The organism is Ferruginibacter sp. SUN002, assembly GCF_050611725.1.
In the GTDB taxonomy this organism is placed as follows: domain Bacteria; phylum Bacteroidota; class Bacteroidia; order Chitinophagales; family Chitinophagaceae; genus Ferruginibacter.
Map to the genome: position 1 here is coordinate 1,334,023 of NZ_JBODJB010000001.1, position 15,978 is coordinate 1,350,000.

Genomic DNA, 15,978 nt, shown 5'->3' on the forward strand with positions numbered 1-15,978 from the left:
TGCTGCTGTATGCGTAATTTTGCTCACTTGACAGGTCATGAATCATATATGCATCGGTGCCTTGAGTTGGCAAAACTTGGGTTAGGGGCAGTAGCACCTAATCCAATGGTGGGTGCCGTGTTGGTGCATGAAGGCAGAATAATTGGTGAAGGATACCATCAACAATATGGAAAAGCGCATGCGGAAGTGAATTGTATCAATAGTGTTTCAGAAGCTGATCGTTCATTGATAGAAAAAAGTACTTTATATGTTTCACTAGAACCATGTGCTCATTTCGGCAAAACACCACCTTGTGCAGACCTTATCATCAAAAATAAAATACCTTCTGTAGTCATTGCTTGTACAGATATTTATAAAGAAGTGTCTGGTAAAGGCATTCAAAAATTAAAAGATGCAGGTATTGAAGTTGTAACGGGTGTTTTAGAAAATGATGCGTTGGAATTGAACAAAAGATTCTTCACTTTTCATCAGAAGAAAAGACCGTTTATTATATTGAAGTGGGCTCAGAGCGCCGATGGTAAAATTGCCAATGCCGATTATTCAAGCGTTGCGATCAGCAATGATCAAACAAATAAATTAATGCATCGTTGGCGTAGCGAAGAGGATGCTATTTTAGTTGGCACCAACACTGCATTGTATGACAATCCATCTTTAACAACACGACTCTGGGAAGGTAAGAATCCGGTTAGGTTGGTTATTGATAAGACACTGACACTACCTACAACATTGAATTTGTTCGATAAGAAAGTGAAAACAATTGTGTTTAATACGATCAAACATGAAGACGGAGAAAATTTATTTTACCATAAAATAAATGTTGCTGAAGACTTTATTACGCAAATACTTGATGCATTATATCAATTAAATATTCAAAGTGTATTTGTAGAAGGTGGAGCAAAATTGTTGCAATCTTTTATTGACAAAAATTTGTGGGATGAAGTTGTTGTCATTACCAACGAGCAATTAAATATAGAAAATGGAATTGCAGCACCCCAATTTATTTCTCCTAAATTATTAGCAACGAAAAGTATTCATTCAGATAAAATAGAATTTTATAAAAATTGACAACCATCATCGATAAAGAATATTATCTGACCATCAGTCAAATTGCTTCTGCTGAATTTAAAGACAGAGGTAGTAAATTTATTGCGTATGCTTTTCCGATAACAACTGCCGATGATTTTAAAAAGCATTTACAACAACTCAAAAAAGAACACCCTAAAGCTGTTCATCACTGCTTTGCCTATCGGATAGGGTTAGATGGAAATACATTCCGCAGTAGTGATGATGGAGAGCCTTCGGGAACTGCCGGTAAGCCTATCTTAGGACAAATTGATAGCAAAGAAATTACTGATGTGGCTGTAATTGTGGTAAGATATTGGGGAGGTACTTTACTCGGTGTGCCCGGTTTGATCAACGCATATAAAACCGCTACAGCATTGGTTTTACAAACAGTGCCGATCGTTCAAAAACCGATCGAGATCAATTATGCTATCCAGTTTGATTATACACAGATGAATGATGTGATGATGATTCTGAAAAAATATAATTGCACCGTGCTGAATCAGGAGTTACAGCTATTTTGCATTGTAAACATCGGAATGCCGATCAATCGTACAACAGAAGTGTTGTATGCCTTAAACGAATTGAAAAATGTTGAGATAAAAAAGCAGTAATTAAAATCTTGGGCAAGGAACACCTTTTCCGTGCTCTTCTTTTTTCTGAATATAAATCAAAGATATTTCTGTACCACCTTTGCTGGCAGTTGCTGCTTTTAATGAAGATACGTTTACATCATAACTAAATCCAAGAAGAATATTATTGAATTCTAATCCTACATAAGGAATTACGGCATCTTTCAATCTATACCATGCACCAAGATAAAGATTAGAAACCTTTTCATTATCAACATCATTTAATCTTCTCGAAAAAGCACCACCGGCCACAAACTCTGAAGCCTGATTTTGATATTGGAAAATTGCAGAGCTATGAAAACCATTTTTGTCATCTATCGGTGTAGAATAACCGCCGTGTATGGTAAGACGTGGTTGCAATAGCCATAATTGGTCAATGAATCCAACAGCAGGTTGATTGATATGGTAAACAGAGGCACCAAAATAATAATTGTTTTCTCCTGTGCTTGAACCCGAAAATAATAAACCTGCATTTACATCAAAATAGTTTTGAGTGCTACCGTTGGTTAAAACTTCCGAAGTTGTTGGTTTTGTAAAGCCATTAGCTGTTAACTGATCTTCAAACCTAAGTTTTGTAACATCTAAATTTAAACTGCTGTATGTTGCCTGAATACCGGCGCCGAATGTATTATTACCCTCTTCATCTAGAGCTTTATGATAGCTCATTGACAGTGAACCGAAATTAAGTTTCAGCGCATTGTCGGCGCTTTGATCGCTTAATCCGGAAAAACCAATACCCAAAATATCATTCTCAGGCAATGCCTTTTTCAAAATACCGAAATCAACTGATCCACTTGTAGTTACATAAGCTTTTGGTATCGATGGCCATTGGTCCCTATGGTTAGCAGCCAAACGAAATATGCCGTCAAACTTACCGGTAAAAGCAGGATTAAGTGTTAGCGGAGAGGAAAAAAATTGTGAAAAATGAGGATCCTGTGCTTTAACAGTATTGATAAGCAGTAGGGTACATATGAATAAAAAAATATTTCTCAATTTCATCAGTCAGTTTCTATTTATTAAAGATAATAAATTGTCTTAAAATGCTGTATCAAAATCATTAATTTTTAGATCAGCTCTGCATTTTGCTTCCAAAGGCAAGATCACCGGCATCTCCCAACCCTGGAACAATATATCCTTTAGCGGTTAGTTCATCATCAATATCGCCACACCAGATAGTAGCTTTAGGTTCGGCTCTCAAAACATATTCTATTCCTACGGTGCAGGCAATAGCACATACCACGTGTATTTGTTTAACCTCTCCCTCATCTTTTAAGAACTGAATGGCTTTTACAAGAGAAGCGCCTGTTGCAATCATTGGGTCGCTAATAATGATGACTTTCCCGTCCACCTCCGGACAACTCATGTATTCTATTTGGATGTCAAAACTTCCGTCTGGCTTATGTTTCCTATACGCACTGATGAAAGCGTTTTCACCTTTATCAAAATAATTGAGCAAACCCGTATGCATACCCAATCCGGCTCTTAAAATAGTAGCCAGTATAGGTTGAGCTTTCAGCATTTTTGCGTTAGCAGTACCAAGTGGAGTCTGTACTTCTTTTTCATCCCATTCCATGGTTTTACTGATCTCGTAGGCAGTTACTTCCGCAATGCGTTCAAGGTTTCTGCGAAAACGCATTCGGTCATTTTGTACATCCACATTTCTTAACTCACTTACCCAATTGCTAACCAGTGAATGTTCTTTACTGAGATTAATTACCATAAAAATTGCAGTTTTTAACGATCTATATCTACAAATCTATATTTTGCATCGCAGAAACTAAAATTTATTTATGATTTACAGGGCAATTGGCATCATGAGCGGTAGTTCCTTAGACGGACTGGATATCGCTTACGTGGTATTTGAAGAAACCGGCGGTAAATGGAATTATGAAATTATACAGGGTGAGTGCATTGCCTATACTGATGAATGGACAAATAAATTAAAAACTGCTATTGATCTTTCAGCATTGAATTATCAGCTATTGCATACCGCTTACGGCCATTACATAGGCGAAAAAATAAATGAATTTATTACTGCAAATAATTTAGAGCATAAAGTGCATTTGATAGCCTCACACGGGCATACAACTTTTCATGTGCCTGCAAAAAAAATGACAGCTCAGTTAGGTGATGGTGCTGCCATTGCTGCTACAACAAAATTACCGGTAGTAAGTGATCTTAGAAATTTAGATATCGCCTTCGGCGGACAAGGGGCACCGATAGTACCGATCGGGCATAAATTATTATTTCCCCAATTCAATTGTTTTTTAAATATTGGTGGCATTGCAAATATTTCTTTTAAGCAAGATGAAAAATATATTGCCTATGATATTTGTCCGGCTAACCGAGTGTTAAATATGTTGGTTGGTGCAAAGGATTTGTTTTATGATGATGAAGGCCGAATAGCAGCTATAGGAAAGATCAATCAACAATTATTACAACAATTAAATGCATTAGAATATTACAGTCAGCCATACCCGAAATCTTTGGCCAATAGTTATGGGACAGATATTATTTATCCTTTGATAAAAAATGCATCGTTATCCATCGAAGATGCTTTAGCAACTTATGTAGAACATATCGCTGCTCAAATTAGTAAAGCCTCTCCCAACTTTCAATCTCCAACCTCCAACCTCCAGCTCCTTGTAACCGGTGGCGGAGCTCTTAATAAATTTTTAATTGAAAGATTAACAGTTCATTTATCTCCGAAAGGGATCAATGTTTTTGTGCCCGATGAAAAACTCATTCAATACAAGGAAGCTCTGGTTATGGCTTTGATAGGCGTATTACGTTGGAGAGAAGAAGTGAATGTACTTTCTTCTGTAACCGGTGCTGTACAAAATAGTATTGGCGGTGCTATGTGGCTTGGCAACACAGATTAGATATCACTTCTATTGACCATCGTCCATAGTCAATGGCACACCACCACTTTAACAAACTATTTTCTTTTTAATTATTTTCTTGTGTAAAAATTTGTACAATGAAAAAAATATTCGGTCTGTTAGTAATTGCTTCAATGGTAGTTGCTGCATGTAATAATAAAACGGAAGATGCTAAAGCAGAAAAAGACAGCTACGAAAAAACCAAAGAAACACTGGAAGAAAAGGAAAAGAAAAATCCGACTATGTTTTTAAAAGCAAGTGCTCGTGATAAACGTAATTTGATTGGGCAAACGGTTATAAAGGTAGAAGTGACAAACAATGCCAAAGTTTGTACCTATAAAGATGTACAGTTGGAATTATCTTTCATTAGTAAAACCGGCGCCTTATTAGAAAAAGATAAGGAAACCGTTTATGACGAAATTACTCCCGGTAAATCAGTCGATTTCAAAACAAAATATTTTGCACCAAAAGGAACGGATAGTGTTGGGGTGAAAATATTGAGTGCGAAAACAAATTAACCTTACACTATATCATTTACTAACAAATTTTTCGAAATTACTTTTTAACTAAAGTGTTTCGATTTTAAGAGTAGAATTACCAATGTTGAAGCTACAGTAGTACAACTGGTGCACAGAGCTGTGCGGCAGGAACGGGCAGTAATCGTTCCTGCCTTGAATTTTTTTGTTACTTTTTTGTTTCAAGACAAAAAAGTAAATATAGACTGACACGAAGTAAATAAGATCTACACAAAACTAAACGTATCCCCGTCAAACAACCCTTTATCACTCAATTTCAAATGTGGTATTACTAACAGCGCCATAAAAGACAAGGTCATGAATGCAGCATTCAAATGGCTGCCTAATTCTTCTTTCACCATTTTATCGATAGCAGTATACGCATCTGCAACTTTGTAACCATCTTCATTACTCATCAATCCTGCAACAGGTAAACCCAATACCATTTCGTTTTCATTAGTTACGCTACTTACACCACCTTGTTCTTTAATAACAAGATTCACCGCTTTGCAAATACTTACATCATCTACACCCACCGCAATAATATTATGACTGTCATGTGCAACAGTAGAAGCAATGGCACCTTTCTTTAAACCAAAATTTTTCACAAAAGATTTTGCAACAACGGACTGCTTATAGCGGTTAACCACAACTATTTTTAAAATATCATTTTCAATATCACTTACAATTTCCCCATTAAGAACAACAGGTTTTACCATTAGCTTGTTAGTGATCAACTGTCCTTCCAGTGCTTCAATTACAGGGATCTCTCTTTCATTGTTATAAACAACAATAAAATCAGCAGGATTGGTAGGTTTGCAATTAAACTGATTGATAACACCACCTTTCGTAGTCGTTATTTTTGAAACACCATTTTCTGCAACTAAATTTCCATCAATATAAGTTTGAGAAATTTTAAAATCTTTCAGGTCTTCCGCAATAATAAAATCTGCAGCATCGCCAACTCTTAATAAACCAACATTCATTTTATAATGCAGTACAGGGTTAATACAAGCGGCTTGTAATATTTTAAAAACATCAATGCCTTTTGCAACAGCCCTTGCACACAATTGATTGATATGTCCTAATACTAAACTGTCCGGATGTTTATCATCACTGCAAAACATCATCATCTCATAGTTATCATGCATCAAGGCAATCAATGCTTCAAAATTCTTGGCTGCACTTCCTTCTCTGATCAATATCTTCATGCCAAAGCCCAATTTATCTTCAGCTTCTTCTCTGGTAAAACATTCATGATCCGTACTGATACCGGCGTCAATATATTTTTTTGCATCAGCTCCTCTCAATCCCGGCGCATGTCCATCAACCGGTTTATTATATTTTTTAGCTGAGGCAATCTTTTTCATCACCTCTTCATCATTGAACAACACCCCCGGAAAATTCATCATCTCACTTAAATAATAAATATCATCGCTTTGCAAAAGCTTATCAACATCTTCCGAAAGCAATGCAGCACCTGCAGTTTCAAAAATAGTGGCAGGCACACAACTTGGTGCACCAAAATGAAATTTAAAAGGAACAGTTTTGCCGTTAGCGATCATATATTCAACGCCTTCAATGCCACAAACATTGGCAATTTCATGAGGATCGCTGATCGTTGCAACGGTACCATGTACTACTGCAAGTTTGCCAAATTCACTAGGAACGAGCATACTACTTTCTACATGAACATGACTATCTACAAATCCGGGTAAAATAAATGGCGCTGTATTATCTCTTATCTCTAGCCCATCGTCCGTCGTTTTTTCTATCGATTTAATTTTCCCATCTTCAACCACCACTTCGCCAAAAAAAATTTCTTTATTAAAAATATCTACTATGTTTCCTTTAACTGAATACGATTTCATTTCTTTTTATTTGAGTATTGATAAAAATAGGAATTATTTGTTATTTCTAGATTTTAATAGTGTATCAAAGCGTTGAAAGCCCTATTAAACCTCACTTTTTCTCCAAATTATCGTGTATTTTCTACGCAATTTGATTTTAGACCTCAAAACCGTCCGTTTTCTGCTGTAATTTTCGTACATTCGCACTCGAATTCAAAAAATTAATCAATCAAAATACATAAGAAATGAGTACAGTAAAAGTTGCAATTAATGGTTTCGGTCGTATCGGACGTTTAGTTTTCCGTCAAATATATAATATGCAAGGCATCGATGTTGTTGCTATCAACGACTTAACAAGTCCTGCAGTTTTAGCACATCTATTAAAATATGATAGCGCACAAGGCCGTTTCGATCAAAAAGTAACTGCAACTGAAAATTCGATCATTGTAGATGGTCATGAAGTAAAAATTTACGCTCAAAAAGATCCTGCACAAATTCCTTGGGGTAGCCATGGTGTTGATGTGGTAATTGAAAGTACAGGTTTCTTTACAGATAAAGATAAAGCTGCGGCTCACATTACTGCCGGTGCAAAGAGAGTAGTGATCTCTGCTCCTGCTACAGGCGATTTGAAAACAGTTGTTTTCAATGTGAATCATGCAATTTTGGATGGTAGCGAAACGATCATCAGCTGTGCAAGTTGTACAACTAACTGTTTAGCTCCAATGGCTAAAGTGTTAAATGACACTTACGGAATTGAAATGGGTATCATGACTACCATTCACGCCTATACGAACGATCAAAATACTTTAGATGCGCCACATCCAAAAGGTGATTTGCGTAGAGCAAGAGCTGCTGCTGCTAACATTGTACCAAACAGTACAGGTGCTGCAAAAGCAATCGGTTTAGTATTACCTGAATTAAAAGGTAAATTAGACGGTAGTGCACAAAGGGTTCCAACCATCACCGGTTCATTAACTGAATTGACAAGTGTATTGAATAAAAAAGTAACTGTAGAAGAAATTAATGCTGCAATGAAAGCTGCTGCTAATGAAAGCTATGGTTATACTGAAGATGAAATTGTAAGCTCTGATATCATCGGTACGCATTTTGGTAGCTTGTTTGATGCAACTCAAACTAAAGTAATGACCATTGGCGACAAACAATTAGTGAAAACTGTTAGCTGGTACGATAATGAAATGAGCTATGTATCTCAATTGGTACGTACTGTTAAGCATTTCGCAGGTTTGATCAGCTAATACAAAACAAATATTTTATGCCGGACTTGTTCCGGCTTTTTTTATCAATAACTTTTTTATGAGTAAATTTTCCGAATACAATTTTAAAGGCCAAAAAGCATTAGTTCGTGTTGATTTCAACGTACCGTTAGATGCTGAATTTAATATTACAGATGACACAAGAATGACCGCAACCATTCCAACCATTAAAAAAATATTGGCAGATGGTGGTAGCGCAATTTTAATGAGTCACTTAGGTCGTCCCAAAGATGGTCCAACCGATAAATACTCATTAAAACATTTAGTGAAACATTTATCTGATCTATTGAACGTAGAATCAAAAAGCAGCACAACCGCACCAATTGTTCGTGTATTCTTTGCCGATGATTGTATTGGCGAACAAGCTGTACTAACGGCTAACATGTTAAAGCCGGGTGAAGTTTTATTATTAGAAAATCTTCGTTTTTATAAAGAAGAAGAAAAAGGCGACGAAGCATTCGCAGAAAAATTAAGCAAGCTGGGAGATGTATATGTGAACGATGCATTTGGTACAGCACACAGAGCTCATGCAAGTACGGCAGTGATTGCAAAATTCTTTGCTGCAGATAAAAAAGTGTTTGGTTTGTTAATGGAAGGAGAAGTGATCAGTGCAGAAAAAGTATTACATCATTCAGAAAAACCTTTTGTTGCGATCATTGGTGGCGCAAAAGTTTCGGATAAGATTCTTATTATCGAAAATTTATTGGAAAGAGCAACCGATATCATTATTGGCGGTGGTATGGCATATACATTTATGAAAGCACGTGGTGGTAAAATTGGAAAATCATTGTGTGAAGACGACCGTTTGCAAACAGCCGTAGAAATTTTGGAAAAAGCAAAGCAAAAAAATGTAAGCATTCATTTGCCCGAAGATTCAATTTGTGCAGATAATTTTGATGCTAAGGCAAATACACAAATTACTCAAAGTGATGCGGTGCCGGATGGTTGGATGGGGCTGGATATCGGTCCGAAAGCAGTAGGCATCTTCAGTGAAATAATCAATAAATCAAAAACCATTTTATGGAACGGTCCGATGGGTGTTTTTGAAATGGAAAAATTTCAGAACGGAACCAAATCAATTGCTTTGGCTGTAGCCGAATCTACCAGAAACGGTGCTTTTAGTTTAGTAGGTGGTGGAGATAGTGTTGCAGCAGTAAACCAATTCCATTTAGCAGACCAGGTTAGTTATGTAAGTACAGGTGGCGGCGCTATGTTGGAATATTTTGAAGGAAAGGTTTTACCGGGCATAGCAGCCATAAAATAGAATTGTCAAATATTTTTTACTAGGCCTGTGTACGAACACAGGCTATTTTTTTACCGACTATTAGTAGCACTTTACCGACACAATTTGCCTCTTATAGAATTAATCATTCTATATCTGGAAGAAATATTATATTTATCTTCTTAAAACAAAAAACAAAATAACATGAAACGTTCAGGTCTTATTATTTTAGGTATCGTTGCTGTATTAGTACTATGGGTGATCAGTGTTCGAAATGGTCTTGCTACAGCATCAACAGGTATTGATGGCGAATGGGGTAAAGTTGAGAATCAGTATCAACGTAAAGCAAAACTCTATGAGAATTTAGTGAGCACCGTTAGGGGAGCAGCTAAAAATGAAGATACGACATTGATAAAAATTGTTCAGATGCGTTCAAGAATTCCAAACATTACGCCTGATCAAAATAATCCGCAACAGGTTGCCCAGGCAGATAAACAATACAGTGACTTGGGAAGGGCTATGTTGAATATTAATATCGAAGCTTATCCTACATTAAAAGCTACCGAGTTGTTTAAAGATTTGCAAACACAGGTAGAAGGAACAGAGAATAGAGTAACGACAGCGTTAGGCGATTGGAATAATGCGATCACTGCTTACAATACAAAGCTCGTAAGATTCCCTGCAAATATGGTGGCAGGTCTTTTTGGATATACCAAGAAGAATAACTACAAAGCAGATGAAGGAGCAAAAGACGCCAAAATTGACATCGATAAATAATTAAATCATCACGGTGCCACTATTTCCTTTATTCAAAAAGAAAGATTTTTTTTCTGCTGAAGAAAAAAAACAGATCGTGGAATGTATCCGCTCTGCTGAAAGACAGACAAGCGGAGAGATAAGGGTATTTGTAGAAAGCAAAAATCCTTTTGTAGACCCGATTGACAGAGCAGCTGAAATTTTCTTTAAATTCAAAATGCGGGATACAGAGCACCGCAATGCGGTGCTCTTATACATTGCCACAAAAGATAAGGAACTGGCCCTGTTTGCTGATCAGGGTATTTATGAAAGAACGGGAGCTGAATACTGGAATAGTTCTGTTCAAAACATGATCGCTTCTTTTACAAAAGAAAATATCACCAACGGTTTGGAACAATGCATTTTGCAAATAGGACAAACATTGAAAGAAAAATTTCCATACGAAGCGACCACAGATAAAAATGAATTACCCGATGAAATAATTTTCGGGAAATAAGCTATTAAATTTTCTCCTTAGGAGATAACATGAAAAAACTTCTATCTATATTTTTTTTGTTGGTATCTGCATCTGTTTTTGCTCAAAGCAATTTTGATGCAAGAGCTTTGCTGAAACCCAGAACCGGTAAGCAGGAGTTAGTGAATGATTTTACCGGAACGCTTACTACAGCTCAAAAACAAGCACTCGAAAAAAAACTTTATACATTCGATGATAGCACTACTATTCAAATAGCAGTAGTAATCATTCCTACTTTAAATGGCGATAATATAGCCGAATACAATACAAAACTTTTACGAGCCTGGGGAGTAGGTGAAAAGAAGAATAACACTGGTGTAGTGTTACTCATTGTCAAAAATGATCGTAAGCTCAACATTACAACCGGTTATGGAATGGAAGGTGCATTACCTGATATTACCTGCAAACATATAATCGATGAAGAAATTGTTCCAAGATTAAAAGGCGATGATTATTATGGAGGTATAGAGCAAGGAACAAATGCTATTATAAAAGCGGTCAAAGGAGAATATCAGGCCCCTGCCGGTTATCACAAAAGAGGTAAAATATCAACATTAAAAATTATACTGATTATCATTATAGCTTTGGTTATTCTTTCGTCCATTGGTGGTGGTACTGGTGGTTCATATATGAGCAGGCGTGGATCAAGACCTGTATTTTGGGGCGGCGGCGATTTAGGAGGCTGGGGTGGAGGTGGTAGAAGTAGCGGTGGCGGTGGTTGGAGCGGTGGTGGAGGCTTCGGCGGTTTCGGTGGGGGTAGCTCTGGTGGCGGTGGAGCCAGTGGAAGTTGGTAACAAAGGCGATGTTACGAAATGATACAATTACAAAAATTTTCCTCAACCGATTATGACATTTTATTGTCATGGATAGATTCTGAAGAATTGCTCATGCAATTCGCAGGACCGGCATTTACTTTTCCTTTAACAGCAGATCAACTAGATCGATCTTTAAACGATCGCAACAGGTATGCATTTAAAGTGATTCAAATCAATACCAAAGCAATGATCGGATATGCGGAAATTTGTATCAAAGAAAATACAGCCTGCCTATGTAGAATACTAATTGGTGATAAAAGCTTAAGAGGTAAAGGTATCGGCCAAAAAATAGTAGAACAGTTACTAGAGTATGCATTTGCCAAGCTCGATCAACAGACTGCCGAATTAAACGTGTATGACTGGAATACTGCTGCAATAAAATGTTACGAGAAACTTGGATTTGAAATTAATCCTGACAAAAAAAGTGAAAGCAGAATAAATGAAAAGATTTGGATATCGTTAAACATGCATCTGCAGAAAGAAAAATGGATAAAAAAGAAATTCTGAAAATAAAAAAGCTGCGTACTAACGCAGCTTTTTTATATAAATTTTAGATATTGATTAGAAAGTATATCTAACACCTAATCCGCCCCAGTCACCATAAAAACCACGGCCATCTCCAAACTCAAAAGTAGGTTGCCAATCAAGAGAGAGGTTTAATGGTAAATTCTTGAATTTATAATCCATACCAATTACGCCATCAATACCTACAAAAGTATTGCTCCCTTTGTAAAAACCAACGTGAGCACCCGGGCCAATATACCATTTCAAATTTGATTCGGTATTTAAGTCGCCATGTATTTCATATAAGCCTGTAATACGGGTTCCGGCATTATTAAAGAAGCCGATAAATTCCAACGCATTTTTTTGATCCAAAAATGTTTTTAGAGTTAAACCTCCACCATTCCAGATTTTAATACCTGCAGCAGTTTTATAAGTTAAACTGTTTGCGGTTTTGTTTTGAGCATTTGTTACACTCACTACTAACATCATTGATAAGACAAGGATACTAATTTTTTTCATGTTCATTTTTTATGTGTTTTTAATTTTAATGATCTCTATTTATTACCATTTGTACGAAATTAACTCAAAACCTACTAGTTTGACAAGGTTTTCTAACAATTTTTATACCAATCCGAAATAAATAGTTTTGAGCCTAAGACTGAAAATGATAATAAAAAGTTGCATCCTAATAAAAAAGAGCTAAAAAACACGCCATATGGCGTGTTTTTTAGCTGTATTCAATCTTATTTAAAAACTTGCTTTATATACTCTTCAATCACTTTTCCCTTTGCCTTGCTTAAACCATCAAATCCTTTTTTAAATGCAGGGTCAACATAAACATGATATTGTGCAGGAATTTCATTTCTGAATTTTATTACATGATCTATTCCTTTTTTTACTTTTTCAATATCGGCGATATTTTTAAGGTAATTACAATAGGTAATAGAGGCTCCAACTTTTTCTTGAGAAGTTGGAGACTCATCAAAGTTCGTAGAAACATAGTCAAAATCCTTTTCGTCGCCGTTTGCCATAATGATGTCAGCTACAGCCCTGCCTAATGCACCTTTAGCATCTCCTGTATATTTCTTAGCAGTTTCGTAAGCTTTTGCAGGTTCAAGTTTACTTAGCCCTTCTAAAGCGGCGCCGGCAACTGAATAGGATGAATCGTTAACATTACGTTTAAAAATATCCAAATATTTTGAATCAGCGGTTTGAGCTAAGAACCTGATTGCAGCGGCTTTACTTTTTTTGTTTTTATCTGTCAATGCATTTTCTTCAACTTGTTTGAGTATTGCATCGTCAATAGCTATTTCAGATCTGCCAAGAGCATTAATAGCCTGGCTTCTGAGACGACTGAACTTATCACTAATGCCAAGCGCTAATTCAGGTTTCCCATTTTGTTCAAAGTAATCCAGTGCTTCTTTTCTGTCAAGATAATTAGGCGCATGTTTATATTGAAACACATATTCTTCGGTTGATTTATTATCTGTTTTTTCACACAGTAATATTTTATCAGCATCAACATTGATCAACTCGGGCTTACTACCGTAATTAAAAATAAAAGTATCTGCACGGTTTTGCAACCATACATTATGACGTTCTTTGTCTTTTCCAATATATACATCAATGGCAATTGGCAGTTTAAAGATTTTATTGCCTTCCTGTACCTGATTTACAAACACATAAGCTTTTTCATTTGCGGCATCATATTTATACGAAATGTCTAATTTCGGGTGTCCGCTACCGTAATACCATTGATTCCAGAACCAGTTTAGATCTTTGCCGGTAACCTCTTCAAATGCTAAACGCAATTGAGCAGCTTCACCTGTTTTAAATTTGTTGGTGGTTAAATAATTATTGACAGATTTAAAGAATGCATCATCACCAACATAATTGCGTAACATTTGTAAAATACGACCGCCTTTATTGTAACTCACGGCATCAAACATATCCTCTTTGTCGGCATATTTAAAACGAACCAGATCTTTATCTGCGCTTTCACTGAATAAATACCCTTCCATGTCATCATAATTGTGTGCATCGGCAAAGTCTTTACCATACTTATATTCAAACCAAATGCATTCGCTGAAGTTTGCAAAACTTTCATTCACTGTAAGGTTGCTCCAGCTTTCAGCAGTAACAAGATCTCCAAGCCATTGATGAAACAATTCATGTGCGATAGTTCCTTCCCAGGAATTTCCATCAGTTAATTGTCTTGCATTTTGATAAGCACTTTCCTGGTGTAGAGTAGCAGTTGTATTTTCCATTGCGCCACTTACGTAATCTCTTCCCACCATTTGTGCATATTTAGCCCACGGGAAATCAATGCCCAATTTTTCAGAAAAAACTTTCATCATTTCACTGGTATTCCCAAAAACACCTTTTGCAAATGCTGCCTGATCTTTCTCTACATAATAACTAACTTCTTTTCCTTTATAACTGTCTTTGATCACAGCAAAATCACCTATTCCCATAAAAAATAAGTATGGAGCATGTGGCAGATCCATTTTCCAGTAATCCGTTCTTGTCCCATCTGCGTTATTTTTTTTGCTGATTAATAATCCATTGCTAAGTGTTACATACTTTGCCGGAACAGTCATATAAATTTCTTCAGTACTTTTTTGATTCGGCTTATCAATGGTTGGCATCCATACACTATTATTTTCCGTTTCACCTTGAGTCCATACCTGTGTCGGCTTGGTTTTATCTTCTCCTTTGGGATTTATAAAATATAATCCACGAGAATCTGTAATAGCAGCGCTACCTTTCGATTTAATATCATTTGGTCTTGATACGTATGCTATGTAAACGGTGTATTTATCGTTGCCGGAATATTTCTTATCAAGCTTGATAAATAACTGTAAACTATCATAAGTGTATTTCAAAGGACTCTTGGCGTTGCCTTTCATAATAGCAACCTCTTTAATATCCATTCCCTTTGCATCAAGCGTTAAAGAATCGGTTGCATAAAAATGAGGCTTTAATGTAACCCATGCTTTTCCATATAAATGAGCTTTCGAAAAATCAAACCTTACATCCAGTTTGGTATGTACAAGGTCATTTACTTTGGTTGTTGTTGCCCTGTAAATGTTTTTCCAAGAAGTGTCCGGAGCACTTGAAACTTCCTGTGCCATACTAATTTGTACAGCAGTCATTGTACAAAACATTATCAAAAATCCTTTCTTCATAAATTTTATTTTAGTGTGTAAAAATAAGGTTACTCGGTTTATAGCAATGATTTTTTGTATAAATGGTAAAACCATTATAAGAATGAGTAAATTTGTCTAAATAAGGTAACCCATGCAAAAATTTGTCTATTGCCTTTTGTTGATTGCAGCTTCGCTGAACAGCGCTGCACAGCAAAGCAGATTTATTTATATACAAACCGAAAATAAGCAACCCTTTTATGTTAAAGTAGATAAAAGAGTATTCAGTTCGTCTGCGTCAGGGTATGTAATAATTCCAAAACTGATAGATGGTACTTATAATTTATCCATCGGATTTCCCAAAAATGAATCGCCTGCTCAAAACATACAATGTACCATCGATAAAAAAGATCAAGGGTACTTGCTTAAAAATTTTGGAGACAAAGGATGGGGGCTTTTCAATTTACAAACCTTAAATGTATTGATGGCAGGAGCCGGTGCTCAAAATAATACACCATCTGTCGTTAAAGAAGAGAAGACAGACGCTTTTTCAAATATGCTGGCAGATGTTGTAAAAGATCCTTCAATAAAACAAAAGGATGCAGTAGTAGAGCCTTTTAAAAAGGAAGAACCCGAAGTTGTCAAACCACAGGAACCTGAACTTAAAGTACAACCTGAATCTGAAGTACCAAAAGAGGTTATAACAAGAATCTTGTATAATACCAATACTGAAGGCACGGAACTTGTGTATGTAGATAAAAATGGCGATGCTTTAGATACAATAAGAATATTTATTCCCGCAGAAA

The 15,978-nt window shown here is 36.2% G+C and carries 16 protein-coding genes (1 of these 16 only partly in view); 11 read left to right on the top strand and 5 right to left on the bottom strand.

Annotated elements, in window-relative coordinates:
* Positions 1–9 precede the first annotated feature (9 nt).
* Positions 10–1,065 carry a bifunctional diaminohydroxyphosphoribosylaminopyrimidine deaminase/5-amino-6-(5-phosphoribosylamino)uracil reductase RibD gene (ribD, locus tag ACQ33O_RS05895; protein WP_430994640.1) on the top strand — a complete coding sequence of 352 codons (1,056 nt, stop codon included), beginning with the start codon at positions 10–12 and terminating at the stop codon, positions 1,063–1,065.
* Entirely contained in the window at positions 1,062–1,676 is a 615-nt protein-coding gene (locus ACQ33O_RS05900; protein ID WP_430994641.1) for an IMPACT family protein, read from the top strand. Before ribD ends, ACQ33O_RS05900 begins: the two co-directional genes overlap by 4 nt.
* On the opposite strand, the gene ACQ33O_RS05905 is transcribed toward ACQ33O_RS05900, so the two are convergent.
* Together ACQ33O_RS05905 and upp are read right to left on the bottom strand one after the other, a co-directional pair.
* Positions 1,677–2,693 (bottom strand): PorP/SprF family type IX secretion system membrane protein, encoded by a 1,017-nt coding sequence (locus tag ACQ33O_RS05905; protein WP_430994642.1) that lies wholly within the window; start codon positions 2,691–2,693, stop codon positions 1,677–1,679.
* Positions 2,694–2,763: 70 nt separating this feature from the next.
* On the bottom strand, positions 2,764–3,414 hold the full coding sequence (gene upp / locus ACQ33O_RS05910) for a uracil phosphoribosyltransferase (RefSeq protein ID WP_430994643.1): 651 nt from the start codon (positions 3,412–3,414) through the stop codon (positions 2,764–2,766).
* A gap of 70 nt (positions 3,415–3,484) precedes the next feature.
* On the opposite strand from upp, the gene ACQ33O_RS05915 reads away from it, so the two are divergent.
* Together ACQ33O_RS05915 and ACQ33O_RS05920 are read left to right on the top strand one after the other, a co-directional pair.
* Complete coding sequence (locus ACQ33O_RS05915) at positions 3,485–4,576, top strand: anhydro-N-acetylmuramic acid kinase (protein WP_430994644.1); 1,092 nt, start codon at positions 3,485–3,487, stop codon at positions 4,574–4,576.
* 98 nt (positions 4,577–4,674) lie between these two features.
* The gene (locus ACQ33O_RS05920; RefSeq protein WP_430994645.1) at positions 4,675–5,094 is read left to right on the top strand and encodes a hypothetical protein; all 420 of its coding nucleotides are present in this window, start codon (positions 4,675–4,677) and stop codon (positions 5,092–5,094) included.
* A 224-nt stretch (positions 5,095–5,318) separates the two neighbouring features.
* Here the strand turns inward: ACQ33O_RS05920 and ade are convergent, their stop codons facing one another.
* On the bottom strand, positions 5,319–6,962 hold the full coding sequence (gene ade / locus ACQ33O_RS05925) for an adenine deaminase (protein WP_430994646.1): 1,644 nt from the start codon (positions 6,960–6,962) through the stop codon (positions 5,319–5,321).
* Between the two features lie 224 nt (positions 6,963–7,186).
* On the opposite strand from ade, the gene gap reads away from it, so the two are divergent.
* From gap to ACQ33O_RS05955, 6 genes are all read left to right on the top strand, one after another.
* A complete protein-coding gene (gap, locus tag ACQ33O_RS05930; RefSeq protein ID WP_430994647.1) occupies positions 7,187–8,197 on the top strand; it encodes a type I glyceraldehyde-3-phosphate dehydrogenase in 1,011 nt (336 codons plus the stop codon).
* Between the two features lie 58 nt (positions 8,198–8,255).
* Positions 8,256–9,479, top strand: coding sequence for a phosphoglycerate kinase (locus ACQ33O_RS05935; RefSeq protein WP_430994648.1), 1,224 nt, complete (start codon positions 8,256–8,258; stop codon positions 9,477–9,479).
* A gap of 162 nt (positions 9,480–9,641) precedes the next feature.
* Positions 9,642–10,214 carry a LemA family protein gene (locus ACQ33O_RS05940; protein WP_430994649.1) on the top strand — a complete coding sequence of 191 codons (573 nt, stop codon included), beginning with the start codon at positions 9,642–9,644 and terminating at the stop codon, positions 10,212–10,214.
* 13 nt (positions 10,215–10,227) lie between these two features.
* A complete protein-coding gene (locus ACQ33O_RS05945) occupies positions 10,228–10,689 on the top strand; it encodes a TPM domain-containing protein (RefSeq protein ID WP_430994650.1) in 462 nt (153 codons plus the stop codon).
* A gap of 29 nt (positions 10,690–10,718) precedes the next feature.
* Positions 10,719–11,501, top strand: a complete 783-nt coding sequence (locus ACQ33O_RS05950) for a TPM domain-containing protein (RefSeq protein ID WP_430994651.1) — start codon at positions 10,719–10,721, stop codon at positions 11,499–11,501.
* An 18-nt stretch (positions 11,502–11,519) separates the two neighbouring features.
* Entirely contained in the window at positions 11,520–12,029 is a 510-nt protein-coding gene (locus ACQ33O_RS05955; protein ID WP_430994652.1) for a GNAT family N-acetyltransferase, read from the top strand.
* Between the two features lie 54 nt (positions 12,030–12,083).
* On the opposite strand, the gene ACQ33O_RS05960 is transcribed toward ACQ33O_RS05955, so the two are convergent.
* Together ACQ33O_RS05960 and ACQ33O_RS05965 are read right to left on the bottom strand one after the other, a co-directional pair.
* Positions 12,084–12,545, bottom strand: a complete 462-nt coding sequence (locus ACQ33O_RS05960; protein ID WP_430994653.1) for a hypothetical protein — start codon at positions 12,543–12,545, stop codon at positions 12,084–12,086.
* Between the two features lie 224 nt (positions 12,546–12,769).
* Positions 12,770–15,214 (bottom strand): M1 family aminopeptidase, encoded by a 2,445-nt coding sequence (locus ACQ33O_RS05965; RefSeq protein WP_430994654.1) that lies wholly within the window; start codon positions 15,212–15,214, stop codon positions 12,770–12,772.
* Positions 15,215–15,326: 112 nt separating this feature from the next.
* On the opposite strand from ACQ33O_RS05965, the gene ACQ33O_RS05970 reads away from it, so the two are divergent.
* A protein-coding gene (locus ACQ33O_RS05970) for a DUF4476 domain-containing protein (RefSeq protein ID WP_430994655.1) crosses the window boundary here: on the top strand, positions 15,327–15,978 show its 5' portion. Its footprint extends 482 nt past the window's final position; 652 of the gene's 1,134 nt are visible here — the first part of the coding sequence; it begins with the start codon at positions 15,327–15,329; its stop codon lies off the right edge, out of view.